Annotated in this window: 29 protein-coding genes; 3 read left to right on the forward strand and 26 right to left on the reverse strand. The window is 63.4% G+C overall.

The genetic code is table 11. The features are described 5' to 3' along the window. Window positions 1–135: 135 nt before the first annotated feature. Together AC3ANW_RS12260 and AC3ANW_RS12265 are read right to left on the reverse strand one after the other, a co-directional pair. Window positions 136–519, reverse strand: coding sequence for a hypothetical protein (locus tag AC3ANW_RS12260; RefSeq protein WP_488341124.1), 384 nt, complete (start codon window positions 517–519; stop codon window positions 136–138). Window positions 520–789: 270 nt separating this feature from the next. Next, a complete protein-coding gene (locus tag AC3ANW_RS12265; protein WP_488341125.1) occupies window positions 790–1020 on the reverse strand; it encodes a hypothetical protein in 231 nt (76 codons plus the stop codon). A gap of 163 nt (window positions 1021–1183) precedes the next feature. Here AC3ANW_RS12265 and AC3ANW_RS12270 point away from each other — a divergent pair, with 163 nt between their 5' ends. Genes AC3ANW_RS12270 through AC3ANW_RS12280 form a run of 3 tightly spaced genes read left to right on the forward strand, consistent with a single transcriptional unit; the run spans window position 1184 to window position 2468 of the window. Further along, window positions 1184–1627: a hypothetical protein gene (locus AC3ANW_RS12270; RefSeq protein ID WP_488341126.1), complete on the forward strand. Its 444-nt coding sequence runs from the start codon at window positions 1184–1186 to the stop codon at window positions 1625–1627. Beyond that, on the forward strand, window positions 1624–2001 hold the full coding sequence (locus AC3ANW_RS12275; protein ID WP_488341127.1) for a hypothetical protein: 378 nt from the start codon (window positions 1624–1626) through the stop codon (window positions 1999–2001). The genes AC3ANW_RS12270 and AC3ANW_RS12275 overlap by 4 nt, the downstream gene beginning before the upstream one ends. Next, a complete protein-coding gene (locus AC3ANW_RS12280) occupies window positions 1998–2468 on the forward strand; it encodes a hypothetical protein (RefSeq protein ID WP_488341128.1) in 471 nt (156 codons plus the stop codon). Before AC3ANW_RS12275 ends, AC3ANW_RS12280 begins: the two co-directional genes overlap by 4 nt. Before the next feature lie 42 nt (window positions 2469–2510). Here AC3ANW_RS12280 and AC3ANW_RS12285 read toward each other — a convergent pair whose 3' ends face one another. The 24 genes from AC3ANW_RS12285 to AC3ANW_RS12400 all read right to left on the reverse strand — a co-directional run bounded on the left by AC3ANW_RS12285 (window position 2511) and on the right by AC3ANW_RS12400 (window position 25787). Next, window positions 2511–3251 carry a phospholipase D-like domain-containing protein gene (locus AC3ANW_RS12285; protein ID WP_488341129.1) on the reverse strand — a complete coding sequence of 247 codons (741 nt, stop codon included), beginning with the start codon at window positions 3249–3251 and terminating at the stop codon, window positions 2511–2513. Between the two features lie 147 nt (window positions 3252–3398). After that, entirely contained in the window at window positions 3399–4862 is a 1464-nt protein-coding gene (locus AC3ANW_RS12290) for a hypothetical protein (RefSeq protein WP_488341130.1), read from the reverse strand. Continuing rightward, the gene (locus tag AC3ANW_RS12295; protein WP_488341131.1) at window positions 4859–5185 is read right to left on the reverse strand and encodes a hypothetical protein; all 327 of its coding nucleotides are present in this window, start codon (window positions 5183–5185) and stop codon (window positions 4859–4861) included. Before AC3ANW_RS12295 ends, AC3ANW_RS12290 begins: the two co-directional genes overlap by 4 nt. Before the next feature lie 56 nt (window positions 5186–5241). After that, window positions 5242–5766 carry a styrene oxide isomerase gene (locus AC3ANW_RS12300; protein ID WP_488341132.1) on the reverse strand — a complete coding sequence of 175 codons (525 nt, stop codon included), beginning with the start codon at window positions 5764–5766 and terminating at the stop codon, window positions 5242–5244. A gap of 2 nt (window positions 5767–5768) precedes the next feature. After that, a complete protein-coding gene (locus AC3ANW_RS12305; RefSeq protein ID WP_488341133.1) occupies window positions 5769–6284 on the reverse strand; it encodes a glycoside hydrolase family 108 protein in 516 nt (171 codons plus the stop codon). Then, window positions 6281–6769 (reverse strand): hypothetical protein, encoded by a 489-nt coding sequence (locus AC3ANW_RS12310; protein WP_488341134.1) that lies wholly within the window; start codon window positions 6767–6769, stop codon window positions 6281–6283. Before AC3ANW_RS12310 ends, AC3ANW_RS12305 begins: the two co-directional genes overlap by 4 nt. Next, window positions 6766–7245, reverse strand: a complete 480-nt coding sequence (locus AC3ANW_RS12315) for a hypothetical protein (protein ID WP_488341135.1) — start codon at window positions 7243–7245, stop codon at window positions 6766–6768. The genes AC3ANW_RS12310 and AC3ANW_RS12315 overlap by 4 nt, the downstream gene beginning before the upstream one ends. Continuing rightward, window positions 7245–7580: a hypothetical protein gene (locus AC3ANW_RS12320; protein WP_488341136.1), complete on the reverse strand. Its 336-nt coding sequence runs from the start codon at window positions 7578–7580 to the stop codon at window positions 7245–7247. The genes AC3ANW_RS12315 and AC3ANW_RS12320 overlap by 1 nt, the downstream gene beginning before the upstream one ends. A 12-nt stretch (window positions 7581–7592) precedes the next feature. Next, on the reverse strand, window positions 7593–9908 hold the full coding sequence (locus tag AC3ANW_RS12325) for a hypothetical protein (protein WP_488341137.1): 2316 nt from the start codon (window positions 9906–9908) through the stop codon (window positions 7593–7595). Window position 9909: 1 nt separating this feature from the next. Then, window positions 9910–10200 (reverse strand): hypothetical protein, encoded by a 291-nt coding sequence (locus AC3ANW_RS12330; protein WP_488341138.1) that lies wholly within the window; start codon window positions 10198–10200, stop codon window positions 9910–9912. Window positions 10201–10220: 20 nt separating this feature from the next. Continuing rightward, window positions 10221–10772, reverse strand: a complete 552-nt coding sequence (locus AC3ANW_RS12335) for a DUF4376 domain-containing protein (RefSeq protein WP_488341139.1) — start codon at window positions 10770–10772, stop codon at window positions 10221–10223. 2 nt (window positions 10773–10774) lie between these two features. Further along, on the reverse strand, window positions 10775–16762 hold the full coding sequence (gene gpJ / locus AC3ANW_RS12340) for a TipJ family phage tail tip protein (protein WP_488341140.1): 5988 nt from the start codon (window positions 16760–16762) through the stop codon (window positions 10775–10777). A gap of 38 nt (window positions 16763–16800) precedes the next feature. Next, window positions 16801–17232: a hypothetical protein gene (locus AC3ANW_RS12345; RefSeq protein ID WP_488341141.1), complete on the reverse strand. Its 432-nt coding sequence runs from the start codon at window positions 17230–17232 to the stop codon at window positions 16801–16803. Continuing rightward, window positions 17229–17735, reverse strand: coding sequence for a DUF1833 family protein (locus AC3ANW_RS12350; RefSeq protein WP_488341142.1), 507 nt, complete (start codon window positions 17733–17735; stop codon window positions 17229–17231). Before AC3ANW_RS12350 ends, AC3ANW_RS12345 begins: the two co-directional genes overlap by 4 nt. Further along, on the reverse strand, window positions 17732–18040 hold the full coding sequence (locus AC3ANW_RS12355; protein WP_488341143.1) for a hypothetical protein: 309 nt from the start codon (window positions 18038–18040) through the stop codon (window positions 17732–17734). Before AC3ANW_RS12355 ends, AC3ANW_RS12350 begins: the two co-directional genes overlap by 4 nt. 66 nt (window positions 18041–18106) lie before the next feature. Then, window positions 18107–20725 carry a phage tail tape measure protein gene (locus AC3ANW_RS12360; protein ID WP_488341144.1) on the reverse strand — a complete coding sequence of 873 codons (2619 nt, stop codon included), beginning with the start codon at window positions 20723–20725 and terminating at the stop codon, window positions 18107–18109. A 2-nt stretch (window positions 20726–20727) separates the two neighbouring features. After that, on the reverse strand, window positions 20728–21042 hold the full coding sequence (locus tag AC3ANW_RS12365; protein WP_488341145.1) for a hypothetical protein: 315 nt from the start codon (window positions 21040–21042) through the stop codon (window positions 20728–20730). A 17-nt stretch (window positions 21043–21059) separates the two neighbouring features. Continuing rightward, a complete protein-coding gene (locus tag AC3ANW_RS12370) occupies window positions 21060–21368 on the reverse strand; it encodes a phage tail assembly chaperone (RefSeq protein WP_488341146.1) in 309 nt (102 codons plus the stop codon). Window positions 21369–21379: 11 nt separating this feature from the next. Continuing rightward, window positions 21380–22342, reverse strand: coding sequence for a phage tail tube protein (locus AC3ANW_RS12375; RefSeq protein WP_488341147.1), 963 nt, complete (start codon window positions 22340–22342; stop codon window positions 21380–21382). Window positions 22343–22348: 6 nt separating this feature from the next. Next, entirely contained in the window at window positions 22349–22534 is a 186-nt protein-coding gene (locus AC3ANW_RS12380; RefSeq protein WP_488341148.1) for a hypothetical protein, read from the reverse strand. A gap of 9 nt (window positions 22535–22543) precedes the next feature. Next, entirely contained in the window at window positions 22544–22981 is a 438-nt protein-coding gene (locus AC3ANW_RS12385; RefSeq protein ID WP_488341149.1) for a hypothetical protein, read from the reverse strand. Beyond that, window positions 22978–23307: a hypothetical protein gene (locus tag AC3ANW_RS12390; RefSeq protein ID WP_488341150.1), complete on the reverse strand. Its 330-nt coding sequence runs from the start codon at window positions 23305–23307 to the stop codon at window positions 22978–22980. The genes AC3ANW_RS12385 and AC3ANW_RS12390 overlap by 4 nt, the downstream gene beginning before the upstream one ends. Window positions 23308–23309: 2 nt before the next feature. Then, window positions 23310–23642, reverse strand: coding sequence for a DUF2190 family protein (locus tag AC3ANW_RS12395; protein WP_488341151.1), 333 nt, complete (start codon window positions 23640–23642; stop codon window positions 23310–23312). Window positions 23643–23711: 69 nt separating this feature from the next. Beyond that, the gene (locus AC3ANW_RS12400) at window positions 23712–25787 is read right to left on the reverse strand and encodes a prohead protease/major capsid protein fusion protein (RefSeq protein ID WP_488341152.1); all 2076 of its coding nucleotides are present in this window, start codon (window positions 25785–25787) and stop codon (window positions 23712–23714) included. Window positions 25788–25840: the final 53 nt, after the last annotated feature.

The following is a 25840-nucleotide window of genomic DNA, read 5'->3' on the forward strand; positions in this document are numbered from 1 at the left end:
AACAAAAAGTAAGCGCTCAATCACCAGGCGATCGAAGAACCGTTCGCCGGAATTCCATGCAGCGTCTCGACGAACGCCGCTTGATAACCGTCCGCATCATGGGAAGTCACATGCCGAAGGTAAACAGCGGCTCACTCACGATAAGCAGAACCACAAGATGCCGATGAACACGCCAGACACCACCGCGGCCACGATTCGTCTCAGATTCCTGGCGCACCGATGCTCTTTGTGCGCGGCCGCCATGCGGCCGTCCATTTCTTCGTCGTACATGCTGTCCAGAACCGAGTCGCGGACCAGTTCGGAGACGGCGAATTCGCTTTCGTTGCCCGCAACGGGCACCCGACCGCCACGAAGGGTCACCCATTTGCCGCCCAACTTCATGCGGGCGCTCCACAGCGCATCGTTGGCGACCAACCGGAACCTGGCTACGTATGGATGAGATCGCCCGGTTTCATGGTCAAAGAACTCTCCGTTGACTTCGGTGCCAGGGGCTTTTGATTGATTGGGGCTATCGATCATTTTTGCAGGATAGTCCTGATGGGCCGAGTGAATGTATTTGTTTCAGCTGCCTCCGTCCTGTCGATACCTTGTCTGCTGGGACGAGCCTATTCGTGCGACGCGAGATTGGCGCAGACCGGCTTTTCTCATACACTTCAACGTCTTAGCGGAAAAACCCCTTATCCATCAACAGGATAGGAAACGCGGGTGTAGTTCAATGGCAGAACTCACCCACCCTCTGAAAACGGCGGTTTTTTCACGAAAGCTACGCCAAAACCTACGCCGATCTTTTCAGGATCCGGAAGCGCAATCAGCGTCCCCCACCGGGTCTGTCGCCTCGTTCTCATACGTTCGGTTGTCGGCCGCGGCCAGGGCCAAGGTGCCGGCATTCAGCGCATCGGCATAAGTCCCGTAGTCGCAGTCCGAATGGCTGTTCGGCGTGAAGGTGTCGCCGTCGAGTTCCACCAGCACCCAGCGGTAGGCGTCTGGTTCTTCTTCAACAACGTACAGGGCATAGGTCATGGTGGCTCCAGTGGTTCAGACCACTGTGAAGCCTGGCGCGGCCTAGAACGTGACCAACCGCTACGGCATCAAAAGACTGTATATTTAAACAGTGCTTCTGTATGTCTACCGTCTGCGCTCCAAAGGGCGCCCACTCACGCCTCGCGAGGTGTCGGAGTCGCCTGTGCATGGTCACCTGACCTATGGGCAAGGCTCCCGAGAGTTCTATGCGCGCGGCGTGATGGTGGCCCGCGTTCTCGATCCAGCCGAACCGACCAGGGACCTGGTGCCCGCCATCGACAACGCCCGGGTCGAGCGCCTGCGCGGTTTCGTTCAGCTGCGCGGCATCGAGTATTTCAAGAAATCGATCAAGAGCCGCACCGACCGATGGGAGCAGTCGTGGCTCTGCTGCGCGACCCTGGAACAAGGGCTGCAGGTGCTGCTGCGGGCGGAGGCGCGGCGGCGGGCCGGTATGCCGTTGGACCGGCTTCCTGGCGCACCACCGCCGATATCGCTACTCGCTCAAGAGCGCGCGGCCGAACGCCTGATCGAATCGAACCGGAGGTTCGCGCAAGAACTCGCCGGCATGGAAAAGGACTCACCGTTCTGCCGAAAGGAAGACTTGTGAACTGCTTCGTCTATCGACTGCGCCATCGGGGAACCCGCATGGGCGTGGATGCTGTCACCGCGTTTCCGCCGGCCCGCGGCTGGCTGGCAGTCGAACGGCCTCATACGACGACGGAGCCTGGCGCACACGCGCAGCTGCTCGACCTTGCCGAACACCAGCGCGGCGTGCTGCCCGATCTGGTGAACGCCCGCGTCGGCAAGATCGCCGGTGGCATGCTGCTGGCCGGCACGGAGCAATGCGATGGCCGCACCGCCCGTCAGAAGATGCAGACTTGGGTGGTGGCGCCCACGGAGACCGAAGCAGCCGCCATGGTGCGCGCGCTGCGCGGCGAGTTGGACGTGGTGGTCGCATGCCGCGCGGAGATGCGGACATGATCAAACGCAACATCGAGGACGTGTTGAAAGCCTACGACGCTGCCGCAGCTGAGACGCGCGGCCGGACGCTTGACCAAATTGACCACGCCGCGGATGCCGAGACAGCCCGAGCGAGAAAGCTGCTGGCCGTGACGTTGGAAGACTACACCGGCGACTCGGAGCATGAGGTTCCAGCCTCCTGCTGGCGGTATCGAAAGGAAATGGAGCGGCTGCTGGGCGGCGCGCTGCCGATGGTCCTGGCGTTCCGGGCGTTCAGCATGGCCAGGGAAAGCGAGCCGGAAGAGTTATCCGAGACCGAGCGACGGCTTGCTGAGGAATGGGTGAAAGCGATGCCGCGGGCACATGCGGCTGGCGTGAATGGGCTGGGGCCGGTACCTACAGCCTGGTTTGAAGTGCGGAGCGTGCGGCAGGACACGCCGATGAAACCGCGGGTGGCCGCCGCTCCTGCACAGGGTGATCTGTTCTGATGGCCGCACGGTGGATAACTATGTGGTTCCAAGTAATGGCAATCAAGTGCGCATTTCGTGGGTGTTTATTCTTACATCAGGCGCGACGTAATCGTGGGACCAATTCAGGCCCTCTGAAATTCGCAATAAGTTTGACCACTCTTCATAATATGCTTCCGCTACCTCTTTGCTCTCGATATAAACACCATTCTCTAGGGACAAACTTGCATTCAAAGTCATATTGAAAGAGCCTGTCCAGACAGCATACGGCTCAATCACATTTTCCTGGGAGTAATTACAGAACACCAGAAATTTATGGTGCATTCGAGGAATTATTTCTTGCCCACCAACTCGCGCCATCCCGATGCAACGCACGGCCACCGACGGAATAAGAGATTCTCCAGATTTCGAATCAGCACTCTCAAGCCCGGAAAGATGACGCCAATGAAGTGGGTACAACACATCGTATTTTTTCCTACGGAGTGCCTTAGAGCTTGAGGTGTCGTTGACATCAGGTCGTAAAAAATCCTCTTTTTGCAGAATGATGGAAACGCCATTTTTTTTTGATAGGGCGTCTAATATCGGGAAACTTGTCAGCCAAGCAACACACCCAACTACGGCTCCGCTCTTATTTATTTTCTTGATTATGGCTGATTCTAGCCCCTTAAAATAAATCTCTACTCTCTTAACCTCCTCCACAGTTTTGGAATTGTCAGGCAACGGTATAGATTTAAAGCAAGTGCCGTCAAAATCGGTCTCTAAGAACTCGCTTTTATTCAGATCTTGCAAAGGGTTGGCTTTCATCACTTCGTAATGCTCGTGGAAATTAGTAGGAATGTGCCATAACCACTGTTGCTCAAACCTATAGCCCATCGAAATTATTCGCCGGAGCCGCAAATGCGGTCACTCCCCCCTGCCCTCACCGGTCATGCGGTGAGGGCGCAGCCAGGGTCAGTTGAAGCCAAGCACCTGCTTGTAGACCTGCAACACCACGTCCTGCCCGTCGATGCCGGGCGCATTGTTCGTCAAGTGCTGACCATCGACTTTGATAAGCGCTGCGCCTTGGTTGGGCAACCGAAGAAAGGCTGGAGCCATATCGATTACCGGCGTGCCTCGCTTGACGGCCCAGTTCTTGATGACACCGTGCCGCAAGCGCTGGGAATTCTTATTCACGAACGGAGCGATGTTGAAGTTCATCAACACACATGCTTTGGGGATGCTCGGATAGTAGGCATCCACCGCTGCTCCAAGCGCATTGAGCGCCGTCGTCAGGTCTGCAGTCGGTGTGTTGTCGGTCTGATTTTCGTTATCGGATGACCCGACGAACAGAAAAAGGCCTTGATCCATGAACGGGAACATCACCGGCCGCGTCAGCCAATCCGCCGACTTGGAGCCTGCATAGCTGCAGTTGATGAACCAGATCGTTCCAACGCCCCCGAGCATCGCATCGGCCAGCAGGGAGCCGCTCGGCGGCATCCACGAATCAATCGTCAACGGAGTGCGCAGCCGCCCATTCGTGCCTTCCTTGAGCTTGACGCCGTAAATGCGGCCGTTGAAATAGTCCTGCGGCGGCGCGACGGTGCTTCGACCACCGATGTAGTACGGATTGGCTGCGGTGGCCGGCCCGAGCGTGATGGTCCCAGCCGTCGTGTTGACCACGCGGGCTGCGACGATTTCGGTGAACACATCGGTATTTGGCTGCGCCCAGTACCAATACACGCTGTAGCCACCCTGGCCGTTGTTGACCTGCAGCCATACCTTTATCACCACCCGGGTTCCCCCGACCACGATGCCGGCGAGCTGGGCTGTTGTCAGATTTGCCGTGAGCGCACTCGCGTCGTCGGAGGCGGTTTTATAAAACGTGAACTGAATGTTGCCGGCAGCCTGGCGATTCAAAATGAAGGACCGCGCGCCAGAACCGCCGTTACAGACGAGGCTTTCGATGGTTCCGGGCGCCGTGTCTCGCGGCATGAAGTCGAGTTCGATCGCCAGGTCGCCCGTGAAACTTCCGATATTGGCCGAGGGAATAACTCGTGCCAGGTTTTTGTAGACCACGGTTGAATCGAAGTCTTGGTATTGCTCCGCGCCCGCCTGGATTACCTGCACCGGACCCAGGCTTCCAGGTGCGCCGATGGCATAGTCGGCATAGTTGACTTGAGCACGATTTGATGCGTCCGTGCCAGGGGTCAGCAGTGCAGCTTCGGACGCCAGGCGACGGAAGCCCGAGCTGGTGCCGGAATCCGTATTGGTGTTCTTGCTGTCGCTGACCAAAACGATGGCAGTGGACTTTCCGGCACGCACTGCGTTGGAAAACTCCACAAGCCGTGAATCAACCGCATAGTTGAGCGCTATGGACAGCCCGGCCTTTGCTGCCGCAAGCGCCTGGGCATCGGAATAACTGGTGCCGCCCATCATGATGTGCCTCCGATAACAGCAACGTACTGCCCCGGCTTGACGCCGAAATATTCCCAACTTCCAGCTCCCATCGGAAGCCCTGCAGCGGCAGCTTGAGCAGCAGCTGGAGCATCGGGAACTGGCACGACCGCGACCCGACATGCGCCTTCTGCGTAGAGACGGACAACACCGGCATCTGCGCCGATAGCGCTCGACACCGCCACCACCGCCGAGATGCCACGAACCTGCTGCGCAAGCGGCGGCAGGCTCACCATGGGCGCAGATCCGCCTGTGCGGCGGTCAGCGCTCAGCGCAACACACTCCGAAATAATCAAATTGGCCATTGGCCCTCCGATGAAACGCCGCCGTGCGGCAAAGAATGAAATGACAGCAAGGCCGACTACTTCGGCGGGTTTGCGGCAGCAAGAAGCTCGGTCTTGCGGCCGCTGTCGGCGGTTGTGCCGAACCAGAACGCCATGACCACACCCCACGCGGTGGTCAAACTGCCGAGCATCAGCAACATGGCCTGCGAGTCGGTCACTTGCATGTGCCCGGTCATGAGGCCGATCAAGATGGCGAAATAGCCCACGGTCACGCCGCCAGAGAGCGCAGCGGGCACCCAACTGCGCGTTGTTTTCAGCAGCTCGCGTGCATCCTTGCGGTCGCCTGCAGCGATGGCTTCCAGCGCTTCGACGTTCTTGAATCCGAGGGCCTGCATCTGGACGGCGAAGTCTTGGTCGGCGCGCTTTACAGCCAGCAGCTGGTCGGGTGTGGCACCGCTGATGGCGGCCTTGACCGCATCGGTCGTGGCCTCTGAAAGCCCGAGCGCATTTGCGGCCGCGGTGAGGGCCATGCCTCCCAGTGGGCCGCCAAGGGCCGTGCCGATCCAGGGCGCCACGGTCTTGATGATGGTGGTGAAGTCCATCTTCAGTTGTCCTGCGCCGCGTAGTCGAGGTCGGCGGCGACCCGATTCGTCCAGCCCTTGCCATATGTCAGCCAGGTGGACAGCGAGGTGTAGTGCCGCAGGCGGAATGCATTGAACTTCAGCAGGATGTCGGCCAATTCAGTACGCTTGACCGCAGCCAGCGTGAGATCACCGACCTTTCCATCCTGGGCGACGCCCACGGCGTACTGCAGGCCCCTTTTGGAAGTGTCCATGCCAGCATTGACCGCGAAGTCCCACATCTGAAACACGACCGCCGGATGCAGAGCCTCTGCACCGATCTTGTCCCACCAGTCGCGCCGGTAGATCACCTTCGCCTGGTCGAGCGTCAGGTTCTTTATGTCCAGATCGGGATAGGTGTTCGCAGCAATTCCGAACTTCGTTCCCTTGTTCTCGCCGACACCGGGCCGGCCGCCTGTCCAGTTGCCCGGATCTTTCGGATCGCTTGAGAACAAGCCTTCATGGCTGACCAGGCGGGCAAATGCTTCGTCGAAATTCATGGCGTTCCTTTCGGTGGCTCATCGGCGGGTGGAAACATCGGTGCGGTACTACCGACAAGCCGGTCCGCCGCGGTGTCGGCCAACCTGCCGCCGACGTTGGTGAGAAAGTTGAAGGTGCGCAGCCGCGCGATGCCGGCGACCAGAAGCAGCGCGAACGCCACTTCGAAAGGCAACTTGATGCCGAACCAGGCCCGAGCCGCTTCCATCACCACATAGACCAGGCCGCCAGCCATCAGCGAGATCACCGCGTCACGCCAGCTTTCGCGCACCTGTTCCCACACCACTCGGCTGTCGGTGGCCAGGGTGAAGATGGTCCGCAGTGCACCCCCCAAGAGGGCCACGCCAGCGGCCATTCCAAGGCTTCGGATGTCATACGCCGCCACGCCGTCATAAAACGTCATGGCATGCGCCACGCGCGGCGCCACTGCGGCCAGGGTCGTGGCCCAACACACCATCAGGAAATACGCCAGTCGAGGGTGCGTCATGCGTGGGCTCCTTCACCCTGGCGGCTGTCGCGCTCGTGGCATCGCCGGATGAGTTGGTTGTTGAGGCTCACGGCAAGGGCCGCAGAGAACCCGAGCGACATCACCGCGTTGCGCAGGAAGATGTTCGACAGCGTTCCGGTGCCCATGCCGGCGGACAAGGTGCCCAGGTAGGCCCAGAGCACCGTGGCAATGCCCAAGGACAGGCAGGCCAGCTTTGCGGCGATCCGCCGGTACGGTTCGAGGCCTCGCAGCATGGAGACGGCCAGAAACGGCAGCAGCAACACGGCGCATCCGGCGAACAGGCATGCCAGCAGCACCGGGTGGCCTGTCATGCCGGCGACCCGCGTGAGCAGCGATGTCGGCACGCTGGCGATAAGCAGCACGGGGTCGATCATGTCCTGCAGCAACGCACCGCCCAGCAGGATGGAGAGCATGCGGCTCTCGGACATCAGGTGCTTGAGTTGGAGGTGGCGCATCAACGGCCTCCCCTGTCGGCAGCAATCGCCCGTTGCAGCGTCAACGCCTGGAAATTCCCTCGCAGGACCCACGCGTAGAAGAGAACGACACCACCCAAAACCAGAAGCAGCGGCAGCGATCCGACTTGGTCGTCATAGACCGCAAAGCCCGCCAGGCAGATCACCAACCCTTTGGCGAGCAGCAGTGCCCAAAAGACCTGCAGGCGATCCATCAGCCACAAGACCAGCTTGTTGCGCTCCCGGCCGCCCAGCCGCAGAACCTCCCAGGTTGTCCAGAAGTCGAGCAGCTGCTGCAGCACGACGATGGACAGAAGAACGTATGAGACGTTTTGCATGTCCGGCCTCGTTTAGTGCACGACCACAGCGCAGTTCGCGCGGCCGTCGGCAAGGATCGAACGAACCCGACCGACCACCCGCAGGTACTGACTCATGTCGGCTTGCATCGCCGCGGCAGTGACAATCCCGCCGATGATCGAGTCGCCTGGGCCTTCGGCTGCAACGATGTAGTCACCAGGCTGTGCGCCCTGCACGTTCACGGGCACACGGCCGCTGTAGGCAACGCGATCGACGCAGACCCGCGCAGCTTCGAGCGCCACGTCGAAAGCCGCCCGCGCCGCGAGGTATTCAGCGTATGGGCCAGCGCTGAACGCCGCTTTCTCGGCAGGCACCACCTGTTCGTCGTAACGGTGGCGCTCTGCCGCCAGGTGCGCTTCGCCTGCCGCCCTTACGTCCACGTCGTAAACCTGCCTTGCTGCCGCGACAACTTCTGCACGCGCCATCACCAATCGGGTGAAGTCGTGCATATCCGCCTCGTGTCGGTCCCGACGGGCCTGCCACTCCACATCTGTTTCGGCTTCGTCCCGCTTCGCAAGGGCAGGCTCCGCCGGCAGGAAAGGCTCAATCGGCTCTTCGAACGCCGCAGGCACGGGTGGCAGAGTCGGCTCGAATTCGCTGGGCACGAACACCGGCTCCACAGGTGGTGTCAGGTGCTTTGCCCAGGTGTCGCCGCCGACGTAGCTCGGATCAGTGGACTTGATGCCGAAGGTGACCGCATCGCTCCACCTGTCGGTCACCTCGTCGTTCGAATCGATGCCAAGAATTTGACCTTTTGCGATCACACCCGCGGTTGCGGCGATGGCGTGATATTCCGCATAGTCGGAACCGCTCGCGTTTACTGTCCCGCCGGCATTCAAAGAACGGCCAGTCGTTCCGTTTGTCCCCAAAGCAACGCAAGTTGCCGAATTGTTGACGTAGCCGAATACCGTGCCATATACGGCCATGCCTCCATAACCGACCCTGCTCACCTCGAGAATCGCCGACCCTTCTGCTACATCTCGGCTGATCTGGTGATAAGCGCCGGCCGTTGCACGGCCAGCACTCAGGACGCCGCCCAAAACCGCATTGCCAGCGTAGATTTCCGACCACGTGTACCCGGGGTAGCCCAGGCGCGTTGTGCCGTTTGCCGCTGGGCGAACTGTTCCCGAATCAGCTGACAGGAACAAGTCATTCATGGAGCGAAGACCGAAATGAGTTCCCTCGCCAGAACCGACAACCGCGCCGCCGTCGGTTCCGATCAAGCCGATTTCGTTTGCTGTACCTCCCTGAAGGAATACGCCGTAGGACGAGCTAGCCCCAGCAGACTGCGCCTTGAACAACGGGCCCAAGCCACTGTTGATTTGCAGGGTGGCATAAGTTGTCAGCCCGCCAACACGCAGCGGGGCCAAACCTGTGCCCGGGTCGTTGATCAGCTTCATACCCAAGCTGTCGACCGTCCATTGCGCCGCATATACACCGGACCAATAAAGGGAGAGTCGCGGCGCTGCAAGAGCAACGTTGTCCTGCACGCCGTTGAAACCTCGCTCGCGAACGGTCATCGATGCCTGATTCGCTTCCGTGGCGGAGGTCTGCGTGAAGGCGGTGAGGCTGTTAGGCGCCGTCACTCCGCTTGGCTTCACAGTCAGCCGGTTTCCGCTTTGGTCCGGAAGCCACTCCTCGCCGAAGCCGACACCCCAGGAGTCCACCGTGTCGTTGGCTCCACGGAATCCGATGGCCGCCACACGACCGCCAGCAGTGGTGTTCACAGCACTTGCGCAGCGACCCCAAGCCCCATAAGCAGAGGTCGGCGTAAAGGTCGGACCGGTGAACTGCTCCAGAGTCATTTCGCCGGGCAGCTTGAACTTCGTCGACGACATGACACCGGGCACGTCGACGCCACCGTCTGCAGCGACGGTAAGGCGGCCAGCGCCGGCGGTCACCAGCTGGAGCACGTTTGCGCCCAGCAGGTTCACGCCGGTGTCCTGGTCCGCCAGGCCACGCATGCTGGGCACTGCTGCCGTACCAGCGGCGAACAGGCCCTTACCCACGCCGTCGACCACGCCGCCGAACTCGTTGATCAGTTCCTCGACCTCGGCTGCCAGGTCACGCAGATAGCTCTGCGTCGGCACGATCACATAGTTCTGGCCAGCACCATTGCCGCCCAGGTACGGGGTCGCCAGCGTGAGCTGCACATCGGAGTTGATCGACTCGATTTCGTAGATCTGGCCGTCCGGCCCTTTGAAGCCTTCGCCGATCTTCGCACCGGCATTCCATGCCGTGCCGGCACCGGTGACGGTGCGGATGCCGTTTTGAACCGAGACGGTTCCGGAACGTGTCCAAGATGCCATTTCAAGCCTCCTTCGAATCGGTGACGACGGCCGCACCGGACAACGGGTTGCCGGCAGTGGAAACGAGGGCCGCATAGATCCACTGGCTGCCGTCGTCGCCGATCGGTTCGCCCGGCAGCACGATGGAAAACGGGCCGACCGGCGCCGGGGTCTTGGCGGTCATGAAGCAGATCAGCGTCGCGGTGGTCTTCTTGTTCACCACATCGACCTGGTAGTTCGTCAGAACGTGGTGGCTCGGCGCCGTGCCGCTGCGGGCGTGTTCGATGGTTTTGGTGAGCGCGATGGTTTTCATAAAGCGTTGTGGTGGGTAAATCAGGAGGGGATGGCCGCGATGGCCGGGAGGTCGGTGAGGTCAGCCAGTGCCGCCTTTTGCGCCCAGGCCCAGGCATAGGCCTGCGTGCCCCTGCGGGTCATGGCGACGGCCAGTGCGCCAAGCCATTCGGCATAGGCGTCCAGGCTGGTGAAGACATGGGTCTGGTTGGCGGCATCCCGCCAGATCAGCAGATCTGCCGGCATGTCCAGCTGCAGGACCCGGCACTGGGCGATTTCCTGCAGCTTCGCGCTGACATTGGCCTGCGCGGTCGCGTCCGCATCCAGCAGCAAGCCGTCGTGCTCGATGGGCGCCGTCGTGCGCGCCAGGCGCGCGGCCTCGATGCGAGCCAACGCCTGGGCCTTGGCTGCATCGAGCGCAGAGACGCGAGGCACCCAGGCGCCCGCGACCCGCACGTCATCCAGGTTCGGCGCCTTGTCGTTGAGGACCATGAATTCGCCGTCCAAAGCCTGCACGCGGCACAGTTCCTCGGTGGGCATCTCGCCTTGACGCAGCAGCACGCCGTCCGCATCGATGATGGAAAACGTTGGCATGGCTACCTCTTCGCAATGAGCATGATCAACCTGGCCTTGCCCAGGTTGGTGCCGGCCACCGTCACCGAATAGGTGCCGGGCCCGACGCTATAAACAGCCGATAAAACCTCCGAACCCAGGCCCGATACGCTGTCGATCTGAGCGCCATTCACGTAGATGGCCATGGAGCCTTCAAAAGTCGACTCGCCGGAATTGGTGCCCAACGTTCCCGTGGCGATCAGGACAAGCCTCGCGCCCGTGGGGATCGGAATGTTGTTGATGGCTGTCGAGCTGCCGCCGGCAGCGGCCAAGGGCAAGCTCACCGCATCACCGGCGATGTTCAGCGTGTTGATGACGTTGGCCTGGTTGATCGTCAACCCGCCATTCGTCAGGTAGCCCCACGGCCCCGACAACTCGAAGTAGTCGCCATCCGAATTCAAAGCCAGCCGGGAAGCGCCGGCTTTCAGTTCGACCAAGGTTTGACCGTTCGCATGCCGAGCCAGGACGAACCCGTTGTTGCCGTCGCCAATCCACTTCGGATAGGAGCGGAAGTAGCCCCAGCCCCCCGAGCCGTCATCGAGCAGATCGATGCGGCCCGAAGTCATCTGCCCCAGCTTGGCGACGATGGCGGAGATTTCGTTGACCTTCAGCGCATCGGCCAGCACCGTCCCCTTGGCGATCACGTTGCCGTCGAAGAGCGCGGTGGGTGCACCGGCGACCAGGCCGACGATGAACGGATAGGTGATCACGCCGTTGTCTTCGGCTGCAAACGCAACCCGGCTTGCCATGAAGACGATGGTCTGCTCGACGCCGTCGATCACCAGGCCGGTGACCTTGCCGCCGGCGGACACGCCCAACGAATAGATCGCCGACAGTTCCCCTGCCAGATTGGCGAGCAGCTGCTGCTGGATGACGATGCTGGCCGAGTTCTCGCCGGCGGTGACACTCACCGTATCGATGAGGTTCGCCTGCGCCGCCTGCTCGGTGACCAGCCCTTCGATGCTGCTGGTCATCCCCGCCTGGTTTTCGCCCATCACCAGCAGCAAGGCGTCGATGCGCGAGGCCTCGGCCGCGAGGGCTGTGGACTGCGCCAACGCTTCCGCCGAGATCTGAGCCGACACCGTGCCGAGATCGGATTGCGTCTGCGTCGCCAACACGTCGACCTGGCGGACGACGGCTTCGGTTTCGCTGGCCAGCTGGCTGGCGGTGCGGCTGAGTTGGGCAGACTGTTCCAGATCGGCCGCCTGGAATTGCGCAGTGGCGACCTCGAGCTGGTCGGCCACCACCTGGGTTGCCGTCGCCGCAATCGATGCCTGGGCGCGGATCTCGCCGGCAAGCGCCTCTTCGGTGGTCGCGAACTCGACCGCGAGTTGTTCGGTCCGCGCCGCCTGGACCGCGTTTTCCGTGGCACGGATGCGTGTCTCTTCCAAGGCGGCAGCGCGTTGAGCCGCGTCGGCCTGACGAAGCTCCACCGCCAGGGTTTCCCGGCGGCTGGCCTCGGCCGCGGCATTGCCGTCGACCAGGGTCCGCAATTCGCTGGTCGCCAGGGCTGTGGCCGTCCGCACCGCCCGCAGGTTCTTCCAGTTGCTGAGGATGCCCTTGAGCTGGGTTCCTGCCGTACCGTCCAGATCCTGCGCCGCCTGCCGGCTTTGGGCCGACAGGGTCTTGGTGGTCTCGCTCAGTGCGCCGGTTTCGGTCGCCCGCGCGCGCTCTTCGCCGTCGATGCGCGCATCCAGCAGGTCGTTGGCTGTGGCGAAGTCAGCCCGGGTGATGCGGATGTCCTCGGCCAAAGACTTGTCGCGGTCCACACTCGCAGTGGCGTTGCTGGCGATCAGCGCGCCCTGCTCGCGATCAGCGTCCTGCAGCTGGACCTGCAGGGCATCTCGGCGGCTGGACTCTGCTGCGAAGTTGTCGTCGACAAAAGCGCGCAACTCGCTGGTCGCCAGCGCCGTGGCTTCGCGCAGTTTCTTGCGGGCATCCCAGCCGGCCAGCGTGCCACGAAGGCGGCCTTCGGCATCCTCTGCGAGGGCTTGGGCATTGCTGCGCGCCTGGTAGACCGCCGAGGTGATGCTGCTGGCGTCGCCAATCGCCTGCAGGACGGTTTCGGCCGAACCGATGCGGCCTTCGAGGTTTTCTTTCGTCAGCTCGAAGTCGGAGAACTCGACCTTGCTGGTCAGCGCCTGCGTGACCAGGTCGAGTTCCTGCGACACGGTCGCAACCTTGACCCCCAGCTGCGTGACCGTCAGCTGGCTGGCCTTCAGCAACAACGTTTCGTTGATGCTGTCCAGCGTGACCTCGATGTCGGTGACCTGGCCGATCAACCCGTCCAGCGCGACCTGGCCTGACGGATCCATCTGCGCGGCCAGGATGGCCTGCGCCACCTCGGTGCGGGTGGCACGCAATGCCACCTGGCCCTTGAGCGCATCGACCAGCAGGCTGACGTCGACCAAGCGTTCGCTGGTGTAGTCCAGGCCGTAGATGCGCACCTGGCCGGTGGCATCGTCTTCGTAGATGCCAGCTTGCCGGATTGTGCGATTCGCCTTGCGCGCATCGAGCGCGACCCGCAGCAAGGACTCGCCGGTCTGATCGAGTGACTCCAGCGTGCGGCGGTTGATGCCTTGCTGCTGCTGGGCCAGGGGGATCAGCGCAACAGGTAAGGTCGGCAGCAACGTAGCCGGGTCGGTCGTAGCACTTCCTGTGAGCAGCTGCGACAGCACGTCGGTCATCGAGATCAGCGGCCGCAGCATGGTTCCCGGCGCCGGCAGCGGCGCGCCGCCGGTCAGGACGCCGGTGATGTCGTCCAGTCCGGCGGTCAGCTCGGCCTTGGCCTGCTCGAACCCGGGCAGGGTTTCGATGGTCACAGACCCAGGCGCGCTCACGTTGCCGGCGACGTCGACGGCGACCACCCAGTACTTGTGCAGTCCGGGTGCGGCTTCGTTGCGGGTGTAGGCGGTCGCGGTGACCTCGCCCAGGCGCGTCGAGGTGGCATACGCGCCGCCCTCGCTGATCGTGTAGCCCCGCAGCGGCTGGCTGGTGGTCGCGTTGGTCCACTTGAACGACACCAGCGACAGGTCGCGGACAGCAGTGACATTGGGCTGGTCAGGCGCCAGGACCGTCAGGCTGGCACTTACAGGTACCGACCAGTCGCCCGCCGTGGTTTTGTGCGCCGCCCAGACGGTGGTGGTGCCGGCCGCCAACCAACCCAGCGAACGATTGGTGCCACGGCCGGTGAACACCACAACGCCGGTGTCCCACGTCGCACCGCGCCGCAATTCGGTCAGGGACCAGTCCACGGCGGCCAGGCCGGCGGGCGCGCTCCATGAGGCCAGCGCGCCAGCGTCGGTCATCACCAGCGACAGCCCACCAACGTTGGCCGGCGGATTGCTGGCGATGGTGTACAGGGCCGTTGCCTTGCTACCCATGCGGCCAAGCCCATCGAAAGGCCGGACTTCGATGGACCACTGCTGGCCGCGATCCGCATACCAGCTGACGCGCGTGCCGCCGGTCTCGCCGAGCAGTTCCATCGGTGCACCGTCGGCACTTCCCCACACCTGGGCATGGTCGTAATTACCGGCCGCGTCGAACACGACCGTCAGCTGCGTGCGCCAGGCTTCGCCCACGCGAATGCGCTCGGCGCTGATGGACGCATTGCCGGCCGACGGCGGAACCACGGGCAGGAGGCTGTCCTTACCCGGCTGGGTCCACGTTCCATTCCAGACGTAATCCCAGAATTCCCGGCTTTCCGGCACCACCGTGACCCTGGCGCCTTTCATCTGGCCGACCGGCACCACCGACACGACCCGCACGCGCAGCCCCGGCGTAGCCTTCACATCGAACAGCCACACGGTGTCTTGCACAGGGCGGCTTGCGCCGGGCACCGGCACGTCCGCAGGCCACACGGCGTTAATCGTCACGGTGCGGCCGTTGGCCGACACCGCGGCCACGTTGTAAACCCGCATGTTGGCCTCGCCCGACAGCTGCAGGCCCATCGTCCGCATGCCGGTCGTGGTGGTCGGCAGAGGCTCGCCCAACTGCAAGGTGAAGCTGCTGCTGGTCTTGCTGAAGCCGGCGAGCCTGCCGCTGTAGCCCCACTGCGTCAGGTCGTGACTCAGGGCGACGACCTTGCCGCGTGGATAGACCAGGTGTTCGAGGTCCTGCTCGAAGGTGATGCTCTTCTTCGCGTAGAGGCTCTGGCCCAGCGTGAACCGCGCCCGCCGCGCCGCGTCCTTGGCCCGCGTGGTCCCACGCACTGCCAGCGTGCTGCTGCGCTGCGGCGTGCCGACCAAAGTGGGATCGCTGACCCGCACCGGGCGCTGCACGTAGTCGTTGTCCGCGTCGTAGAACTGGTATTCCAATTCGTCGGCGGTGGGCGTCAAGTCGTGTTCGACGCTGAAGGATTTCGCCTTCATGCGCGCCATGTTGATGATGCCCTCGATGGGCTGGTCTTCCGCCAGCCAGATGACGCCGAATTTCCCGCTGGCCCGGCTGACGCGGCCGAAGCCAACATCGGCAATCGAGTCCAGCAGGTCGCTGATCGACATCTGCTCCTGAATGAAGGCGTCGAACCGAAAATCCTTCGCGATGCAACGCACCATGAAGGCCTTCAGGCTATCCATGTCGATCTTCTTGTCGGGCAGGCCCATGCCGGCCATCAACCGGCCATCGCTGGGCCGGCGAATGCCGCGCATCAACATCAGGATCTGCGCGCCTGGATTGCTGGTACCGGCGGACCCGGGTTCGGTCACGTTGACCCATTCCTGCCCGTTCCACAGCGGCATGCCAGCCGCACGACCGATCCAGTTCACCGAACTGAGCGCGCCGGTCAGCTGGCCGCTGGCCTTGACCTCGATGTGCACCCGGGGCTGGCCCGAGTAATCGGCGGTGTCGGCCTGGTAGCTCTTGAGCTGGGTCCAGGTGACAACGTTCTGCTGCTGGGTGGTGGTGGCATTGGCGGTCACCTTGCGCAGCTGGACTTCGTACTGGCCCGCAGGAACGTCCTTGGTCAGGGTACGGCGCAGAGGTTTACCGCTGCTGTTCTGGAACACGACGCGCAAGCTGTCGCCATAGAACACAGACCAGTTCGCCGAGCCCACGCGGCGGTAGGCCACCTCCAGCTCGACGGAAGCGACCTGGTACCCTCCGCTGTTATTGATGCTCGTGAGCGTGCATTCCAGATCGACCGCAATACGAGTGGTGTCGACGCTGGTCGTGCGGGTACTAAACGCGCCTGGGGTGCCATCGGTGTTCGCGTTGTCCAGCAGCGCGCCATTGATGCTGTCGACGGAGGAACTGGGGATTTCGCCATCGTTGCCCGATGGGAAGCCGGCACGGATGACCTTCACGCCCTGGTAGGTCGACAGCAGGGTGTCGCCCACGTCGATCTGGTTGACCGAGCCGCAATTGATGCCGGCGTGCAGTTGGCACGCCAGGTACTGGTCCTCACCCTCGAACCAGGTGTATTGCTGTGCGGCCAGGTCGGGCACCACCTTGCACTCGCCCAACTGCAGGCCCATGGTCCCATACAGCCGCTGGCTGTTGCTTCCAGCGGAGAGCGCGTAGGTGGTCCCGGTCGCAGTGCTGCCCGTACTCGCGGCGACCGCCTTCGGGCCGAGCAGCTTGTTGATGATGAGCGAGCCGCCGAGCATGATGGCGCCCTGCACTGCCGCGATGCCGACGCTGCCGAACGCGCCTGCAATGCCCAGGTCGAAAGCCGCCGCGGCGCCCAAGCCTGCGCCGAAGGTCAGGGACGACAGGGCCACGATGGCGGCGATGGCCAACACCGACTTGCCTGCGGTGGCACGAATCTCGACAAGATGACCAGGGCGCACCCGCACCCTGCCCCACTGCTCGGCCGGCACGGAGATGCCGCCAACGCAGATATCCCAGCCCGTGCCACCCATGCCCTGCAGCTGCAGTGTCTCGGCCAGCGTCAAGCCGGCGGGAACCACGCGATGCTCGACCTGCAGAGCGAACGGCTGCGCGGCGATTGCAAGGCAGATGCCGTCGCTCACGGGCAGCGGGCACGATGGCCTATCGAGGACAGACTGTTTCAGATCCACCGGAGGAAACTTTCGAAATGCATGGGGCCGGACAGCACGTCATGCAGCGGCTGCAGGCGGGTGCCGAAGGTTTCGTTCTGGCAATGCAGCACCCACGCCGCGCCGAGGTGCATGAACACCGTGCCCAGGTGCCAACGGCGGTTGAACGGCGGCACGCCGTTGGGCGTGACTTCCCACAGCAGCACCAGGTCGCCAGTGGCCGGCGCCGTGGTTGGCCGCGTGTACCGCTCGAGGTGGACCGCAAGATCACGCGCCTGGCCGCGGACACCAGCCGAACGCGATGCGGCCAAAGGCACGTCCACGAACCGGCCGAACAGTTCTCGCTGCACGGTCACCACCAGGTCAGCGCAATCGAACTGACCGTCGATGTATTCGTAGCCGATGAACCGTTCGGCGTCCTGCAGGGTGATGGCGCCGCTCATCCTGCGAACAACCCGGGGGAAGTGATCGGGTCGTGGCGCATCAGCACGGCGCTCTGACGCAGCAACGAGTCGTCACCCAGCGGAATGACAATGCGCTGCACCGTGGAGGTCACACGGTTAATGGCTGCGGTGTATTCCCACTCGATCTGCGAGGGCCGGGCCCGGCTGACGATTTGCAGCGTTGCATCGAGCGTGGTGCCGTAGGGCAAGGCTTCCATCTCGGCGGTCAGCTCACGCCCGACGTTGGTGATTTCCAGCTGCGCCGCACTGGCTTGACCAGCCACGTCGGTAGGCAAAGTGATTTCCATCGGGATCGGCACGAATGTCGTGTCGACATAGGCCGACAACGCGTCAGACCACACCGGGGCAACGCAGGACCGGGTGTCGCTGACCACATGGACCGGCGCGCTCAGGGCCGGGTCGGTGATGCTCACCAGCAGCAGCAGGCCGTCTCCGTCATCGACGGCCTGCAACTGGGCGCGCATGGCGGGGGTCCACGTCATGCGCTGGCCTCCCGCACGTACTCCAGCACGCAAGGCTGCTCGGAATAGCCGAAGTTCGGCGAGATCGGCGAACATGTTCCACGCGAAACCATGCGCGCTTGGCGAACGGTCTGGGTGCGAGGGTCGGTCCAGTCGAACCATCCAGCGCCGCCGTTTGCGCCGGCGGCGCTGTAGAACCAGTCGTCAAAGCCCATCTCGATAGCCAGCGTCCTAAAAAACAGCTTTCCGCTGATCTGGACGACAGGGTCGGAGGATGTCCGGCGCACCTTAGGCACGCCTTTTTCCATGTCGCTGCGCTCGGTCACGGGGCCATCCTGGCGACCATATCCAGGCAGCTGAAACCCGACGTTGGATGGGAAGATAGCCATCGTTCAGCCCATCGAATCGTTGAGGCCGAACCGCGACCGCATGGCGCCATACAGCGGCCCGTGGCCTCCGTTGACGTCGTCCGCCAGCGCCGACGAAACGTCGTGCAGCAACACCCGCACATTGATGCTGCCGTCAGGGTTCTGGCGTTGCTGGGTCTCGACCTTCTGCTGCGTGCTGCCGTGCTGCTCGACAGTGACGTTCACCACCAACGGCGTGGCGGTGTCCGACTGGCCCAGGTTGGCCGTGACGCCGAGGCGGCCATCGACGCCGCGGGTGAGCGGCATGATGGCTTCGGGGCCGGCCTCGCCCATCAAGCCTGCGCCCTTGGCAAAGGCGAACGTCGTGGGCTTGTCCACCACCGAATTGGCGTAAGCATGCAGGCTGGGCGACTGGTACACACCGCCGTTGGCATTGGGCTTCACCGACCCACTCGCGGTCCCGCCAAAGATAGATGCCACCGCGCTCAACAGCCCGCTGCCGTTGCCCAAGGCGGTAGACATGCTCGCCCGAACCTGCATACGGATCATGTCGCTGATGATCGAATTCGCGAGGCTGGAAAAGCTCAGCTTGCCGGTCATGGCGAAGTTCACCAACGCGTCTTCCATGCCGCTGAAAGCATCGGTCCAGAGCCGGTTTGTCTGGCTGGCGATGTCCTGCGCCGATTCGAGATAGGTGGCCACGGCGGACTTCGCGCCGACAGACCAATCCATGCGCAGCGCCCTGGACTTCGCGTTGAAGTTCTCTTCCTGCCCGATGCGCGAAACCCAGTAACTGTCCAGCGCGGCCAGCTCCTGCTGGAACTGCTCCTGACCGATCTGATTGCGGCCCCGGTCGCGAACCAGCTCTTCACGGCGGCGGTCCACCTCGCGCCGCAGCTCGGTCATGCGCTGAAGTTCCTGCAGGGCCTGGGGACCCATGCCGGCACCCTGCAGCTGGTCGTCAATCGACTGCTGGCGGGTGTTGTAAGCGGCATTCAGCGTGGTCTGGTATTCGTCGACCGCCCGCTTGATCTTCGCGGCCAGCGTGGCGACCGCACCTTGGAAGCCGACCATGTTGGCAACCATCTCGTCTTGGATGCGCGCGCGCTCGTTCTTGTAGCGCTCGGCCGCTGCGAGGTTGCGCTTGCCGGCGGCAAGCTCTTCCTGTTTCTTGGCAATGACCAATTCGTCGGCCAGTGCGAGCTGCCGCATTTCGAACTGCTGCTGCAGGGATTCCCGGGCGGAGATAAGGCCCTGGTCGTACGCTGCGTTGATGGCGGCCAGGGACACCTTCAGTTCGCGCTCAACGCCCTGGGTCTGTCCCTTCAGCGCTTCGAGATCCGCGTTGAGACCTGACTCGGATGGTTTCGCCGTTTTCGCGGCGTACTGCTTCCTGATGACGGCCTCACCAGCGGCTTTCGCTTCGGGCGTAACGAATTCGCTGTTCGGGTTGACCTTCTTGATTGCCTCGATGTTGGCCCGGTACTTTGCCAACTCTCGATTGATTGCTTCGGCGCCCTTGGCTTTATCCTGGATGGCGCTGACGCTTTTGGCGGACGCGATTGATGCCTCTTCATCTTTCGCCTGGTCAGCCTGTCGCTTCGCATTAGCCGCCGCGCCATCGTTGATACGGGTCATCAAGGCGATGCGGGCACGCAGCTTTTCGTTGCCCTGCTCCCAGCCGTCGCCCATCATCTTGGGGTCACGGGATTCCCGGATAGCCAGCTGCTTTTGAAGCTCGGCCAGTTGCTCCGCGCCGGTCTTATCCCGACCGATGCCCATCATCTTGTCCCAGGCCCATTTGGCCGCGTCAGCAACACCGTTCCAGCTGGTCTGCAGGAACCCCAGGTTGCTGCGGATGGTCTCGGCGCTCTTCTGCACAGCGTTGGCGTAGGTGGTCTGCGCCAGTGCCGCGGCCTCTGTCTTCTTGCCTTCCTCTTCCAGCGCCCGGATCTGCTCCCATATCGCTTCCGTCAGGTAGTGGTGTGACTCGTTCAACTTCTCAGACGCCTTGACCGGTTCTTCGCCCAAAGCAACGAATTCGGCCACGATGTCCTTGACGGCCGCACCGGTGGACCGGCTCATAGCCAGAACTGCGTCACCGATCACGCCGAACTGATCGCCTGCAATTTTTCCGGTGGCTACCATGGCGGCGAGCGCGGCAGCGGCATCGTGTTGCGTGCCGGTGGTCTTGCTCATGGACGCAGCCAGCACGGCCAACTGGCTGGCGGACAAACCGGCATACCCGCCGGTCAGGGCGAGCTGCTTATTGAACTCGGCCGACTCCTGCCGGCCCTCTTCGAACGCGACGAATAGGCCGGCCGCTGCAGCCGCGGCCAAGGTGAGCGGATTCACCATCTCGAAGATGTATCCACCCAGCGCCTTCGCCGCCGGCACCACGCCGCCGAACATATCCTTCAGCTGACCGCCCTGCTGGATCAGCACCGTCAGCGGAGCCTGGCCGCCCTGCAACGACGTGATGATGTCGGTGAGCTGGGCCGGCACCATTCGCATGGCGGCGGCAGTCTGTTTGGCCGAGACGGTGGCGGTGTTGCCCATCTCTTCCATGGACTTCTTGACGCTCTTGAAAGCCGGCTGGCTGTCGTCCTCACCCTTGATGCGAAAAACAAGATCGTCAGCCATGGTCAACCCTTTTCAGATCCCAACTTGACCGCGTGGAGTTCCATCACACGCAGGTCAGAAAACACACCCGGCCAGTCCATCGGATCGATGCCGGCGGCCTCGCGGGCCACCGCCAAAGCCTCGTAGCGCAGGCCGGTAAAAACGCCACCCAATCCGGCGTACTGGGCTTGGGTGGTCAGAAGCGCAAAAACGTCGACGGCAACCATGCAATCGGCGGGCAACAGCAGCGGCGGTTCGCCGAGCGGCTCTTCGGGTTTGAGGCCAGCGGCGGCCAGCGCTTCGGTTTGGGCCTGGCCGTCATCCCAGCCCAGGACCAACCGCGCGGCCGCCGCCCTCAGTTTTTTGCCCGGCTCTCCTGCAGCTCGGCGCGAAAGGTGACGTACACGTCCAGGGGCGAAGCTGGAAAGCTCTCCACCAGTTGCGTCAGGAACTGCGGCAACGTGAGTCCATCGGGTTGCGTCGGCGCGGAGTGCACGATTTCGAGCAGCATTTCCAGATCGGTCTGTTCGCGTTTCACCCAGGCGGCGAGCTGCGACCGGGTCATGTGCTTGAACACCAGCGGCAGCGGCAGGTACCCGCCGCCGGGGATGGTGATGCGGACTTCCTTCTGGAAGGTCGGCTTGGGATCGAGGTTGAACGCCATGAATCAACGCCTCACTTCAGGAAGATGCGGATTTCGTCGTTGCCGGTCACCGGCACGAAGCGGGCGTCGTAGCCGATCAGCCGCTTGCCGTTGAGTTCCTGCTTCGACGGATTGGTGAGCTGTGCCGCAGCGAGGAACAGCCCAAAAATGTTGCCGGGCGCCGTGCCGTGCACGAACGACAGCGACTGCAGGAGGTTGGCCGTCACGTTGCCCATGAAGGTGACTTCCTGCGCAGCGGTCAGGTCCAGCTGAAAGCTGCCCGTCACGTCGCGGTCGGTGATCTCGACGGATTCCGAACCCAGCAGCGGCATGTGGTTCACGACGTTGCCGGTATCGACCTGGATGCCACGCGACGGATAGGCCGTGCCACCGGTCAGCACGCCGGCAGCGTAGGCAGCACCCAGGGTGATGTCGCCGCTGTTCGCGTCGGTGACGACCTGGGGCGTCTTGAAGGCGGTCAGCGTCACGCCGGCCGGCTCGGCAGCAGTCGGCGCGGCGTAGAGACCGGTGAAGTTGAACGACATGACCGGGCGTTCACCGACGCCCAGCTTGAAGACCACCTTGCCGCGTGCGCCCACGAGCTTGTGCCACACGCCGGAGTCGAACCAGTAGATGGTGGCCGACTCCATGGAGTCCGAGATCGGCAGGTATTCGACACGGCTGGCGGCCGTGATCGTTTCTGCAAAGCCGCAGGCCCGCAGCAGAGCGCCCCAGGCAGGGGCGGTGCCGGCGGTGCCGCTGCCGGCGATTTCGATGTCGAAACCGCACTGATAGTTCGCGGTGCCCACCAGCTGCTCGGATGCGCCGAGGTAGGGGCGCACCAGATCACGGTCGACGTTCTGCGCGTTGAACGCCGGGTACGACAGGTTGCTGACCAGCATCGCATTGGCGGCGCCGGTAGGCACGGAGTCGGTACCGTAGACGGTTTCGAGCTTGGCCAGCACAGCGGTGCGGCGGATGGTGCGGTTTGCCATGGCGATTTACTCTTGGGCTTCGGCTACGCCGGGGGTGGTGGAAGCGCGGTCGGGCGCGGGCGCGGTGGCGGCCAGCTGTTCCAGCGAGCCATCCGGCAGGCGGACATACGAACCGCCGGCAACAGGCATTTCTTCAATGGCCGGCGCCTGGGGCGAGGGCTGCGAGGGGGTTTCGTTCAGGTCGTCATCCATGACGGGCTCCTATGAAAGCGACCCGCCGCTGGTGCGGTGGGTGATGCGGAAATTGAGAAGGGCCAGAGCCACGCCGGTGTCGGCGTCGTCCTGATCCCAGGTCAGGTCTTCAGCCACTACGTCATCGGCCACGCCGCCCAGCGATGGGTCAGCCATTACCCGGGCATAGGCCACCAGGGCCAGCGCATCGGCATTGGCTTCGGCAGTGCCGGTGGAGGTGGCACGCGCCTTGACCAGCACGCGCATGCGGGTGGTCCAGTCGACGGGGGCGCCAAGAATCGCGCCGGGTGCTGCGCGGCTGGTGTCGCGAAACACCGAGATCGACGCCGCGACGCCCGAAGGCAGGGTCAGGTCACGCTGTTCATCGATGCGGTCACACACTGGGGGATCACGGCGCAGTGCTTCGGCCAGTGCTTCGCGGATGGCGAGGTGAATGGAGCCGCTCACAGCACACGCTCCAGCAGCAGCCGGGTCATGCCGTCTGCCGGTTCGGTATTGCGAATCGTGAAACGCAGTGCCTGGACGCCAGGCGCTTCGCCGGGGCCAGCCGCCGTGTCGATCAGGATCTGCGCGTCCGGCTGGGCGGCTGCGACCGCCGAAGCTGCGGCAGTGGCGGCGGGCTGCACAGCACCGATGCCGAGCGGCGACACGAACTGCTCGACGTAGATGACCGTGAACGCATCGCCGCCGGCCACCAGGCGTGCCTGGGCGTTTCCCAGGCAACGCAGGACGGCGGCATCCGCGCGAGCAGCGGCAGCGGCGAAGGCGTGCATGGTCAGACGACGATGCCGTTGAGGCGAACGCTGCCGACGATGTCGGCGCTGGCGGCGGGCGCGATGGCGCAACCGATCAGCGTGTTCGACGCCGCGGTGGTGGTGCAACGCTTGTTGGTGTCGTCCCAGTACACCTTGACGCCAAGGGTCCAGGCTTCGCCGGTCGCCTTGGTGAGGCCGAAGCAGCCCGTGGTCTTGCCTTCTACGGAATTGCCGCTGGCCGCAGATACGGCGGCGACAGCGAACAGAGCGCCGACCAGCATGCCGCCGCCGCTGGCGACGGCGTAAGGAGCGATCAGGCTGACGTCATCGCCACGCTTGAGATAGTTGTTCATGGGGTGAACTCCGAAAAATTGAGGGGGGGGTGGTGCCGATCACGCAGGCACACGCCTGCGTGTCAGGCGTCAGGCGCCGTTGGCCTTGTAGAGGCCGCGGTAGTCGATGGCCTTGGCGGCAAAGTCCTCGCGGCACTTGAACTGGATGCCGTCGACCTCGAAGCCCACTTCGGTTTCGATGGTCGGACCCTCCGCACCGTCCAGGTAGCAGTACTCGACGGTGTCGATCTGGCTGCTGCTCGATGCCAGATACCAGGCGGTGGAACTGATCGAATCGAGGATGGGTTCGACGATGGGTTCGACCGCCGTGCGGCCGCCCGCGCGGAACTCGTTCACGTCGGATTGCTTGGCCGGCGCGTAGTTGCTGGAGGTCAGCTGGTAGGCGGTCTGCTCCAGCGCCGCCGGCACGATCAGGAAGTTGGGCGAGATGTTCAGTTCTTCGTTCTGCAGGCCCTTTTGCGTGCGCATGGATGCACGGGCGGCTTGCAGCGCGCTGAACTGCAGCGAAGAGCTGCCAGCGGTGCCGAGGTTGCGGTGATTCGCGTGGAACAACGGAATGCCGTCGCCCATCTGGGAGTTGGCGGTGAGCTGCGAATAGACGGTGCGGTTTTCCAAGCGGCGCGACGACGCGCCGAACGCGGTCACCAGCCGGTCGAAGCCGCGCAGATCGTCATTGATGATGGCCTGACGGGTCAGCGCGACGATGCGGCCGTAGGTGATGAGGGCATAGGTCTCGTTGCCGTCCTTCATCGTGCCGTACTGGAACTCGCCGTGTTCGTTGGTTTGCAGCAGATCCGGCGCGCCGGACAGCATCACCACGCTCATGCTCTTGAAGTCGGGCGCGTTGGGCGCGCGGCGAGCCCACAGTTGGTAGGTGCCGGGGTTTTCGTCGTAGGCGCCGCGCAGGCGCTTGCTGGCGACGTTGGCGAACAGGGAGCTGAAGTCGCTGGTGGTGTGGAAACCGGCCGAGCGGTGCTGCAGCATGCGCGTGGCGAGGGCCAGGCGATCCATGCCACGGGTGCTGACGCCCTGGCGTTCCAGGTGGTCGCGACCGATTTCCAGCATGGACATGCCGCGGAACTGGCGACCGTTGTCTGTCAGGGTTGACCGGCTGTCGACGCGGTTCAGGATGGCCTCGGTCATGCCGGCGATACGCGTCTGCGTCTCGTCGGTGACGGTCTGCACGCTGACGTTTCGATGGCCGCCAGATGCGGCATCACGCACGGCCAGCTGTTCCAGCACGCGGGACTGGGCCACTTCCATGGTGGCGCCGGTGCGGATTAGCTCCGACGCCAGGTCGCTGGCACCGTGACGCTGGCACAGCGAGGTGATGTCGGCGGCCCGCTGGGTGGCAGCGGCAACGGCGGCGGTGGTTGCTGCAGCAGCGGAGCGCTGGGCTTCGGTCTGCTGGGCGGCGGGCGTGGGATTGCCGCCGGTGGTTTCGTCTTCGTCCATCGAACGATCCTTTCGGTTGGGGGTTTCGGCTGCGGAGCCCGCCGTGGGCTGAGGGGCGGCACGCGTGACGAATTCGCACGGTGCGGTGATGCGGGAAGTGCCGGGCTGGCCTGGCTGGCCGGACGCCGAGCGGGTGCCGGCGGCAGCATCGGCCGGCACGGTCACGAATGAGAGTTCCATCGGCTGCCAGCGGGCGGCGCGATAGAGAGGCATGTTCACGCCGTCTTCACGGTCCTGAGCGCGGATGATTTCGTAGCGCTGGACGGCGTAGCCGACGCTAATGGTGCGAATGATCCCGGCCTGGATATCACCGACGACACCGGCTAGTTCCTGGCGTCCGGAGAGGCGCAAGGTGGCACGGCCTTCGGCGCCTTCGATCCAGCCGCGGGTGGCAATGCCCAGGATGCTGTCGACGCCGCCGTAGGTGCGGTGGTTGTCTAGCACCTGCACTGCGCCGGCATCGAACCGCGACATGTCTACCGCTTCATCGGTGACGACAAGTTCTTCTTCGTACGGGGTGTCGTTCCACCAGTCGTAGCGCCGGACGCGGGCACCGACCGTCCAGACGACATCGACGGTGCGCTCTTCGGCATTGAAGGACCCGGGAACAATCGTCGCCTCACGCGCCTGCAACGGAACGTCACGGCGGATGGCTTGTTGCGGGGCGGCGGTGGTGGTCTCTTCGTCCATCCCCGCCACTGTGTCGAGGATGCTGTCTCAAGTTTAGAAAACGTGAGACTGTT

This window comes from Xylophilus sp. PBN-3R, from assembly GCF_057747805.1.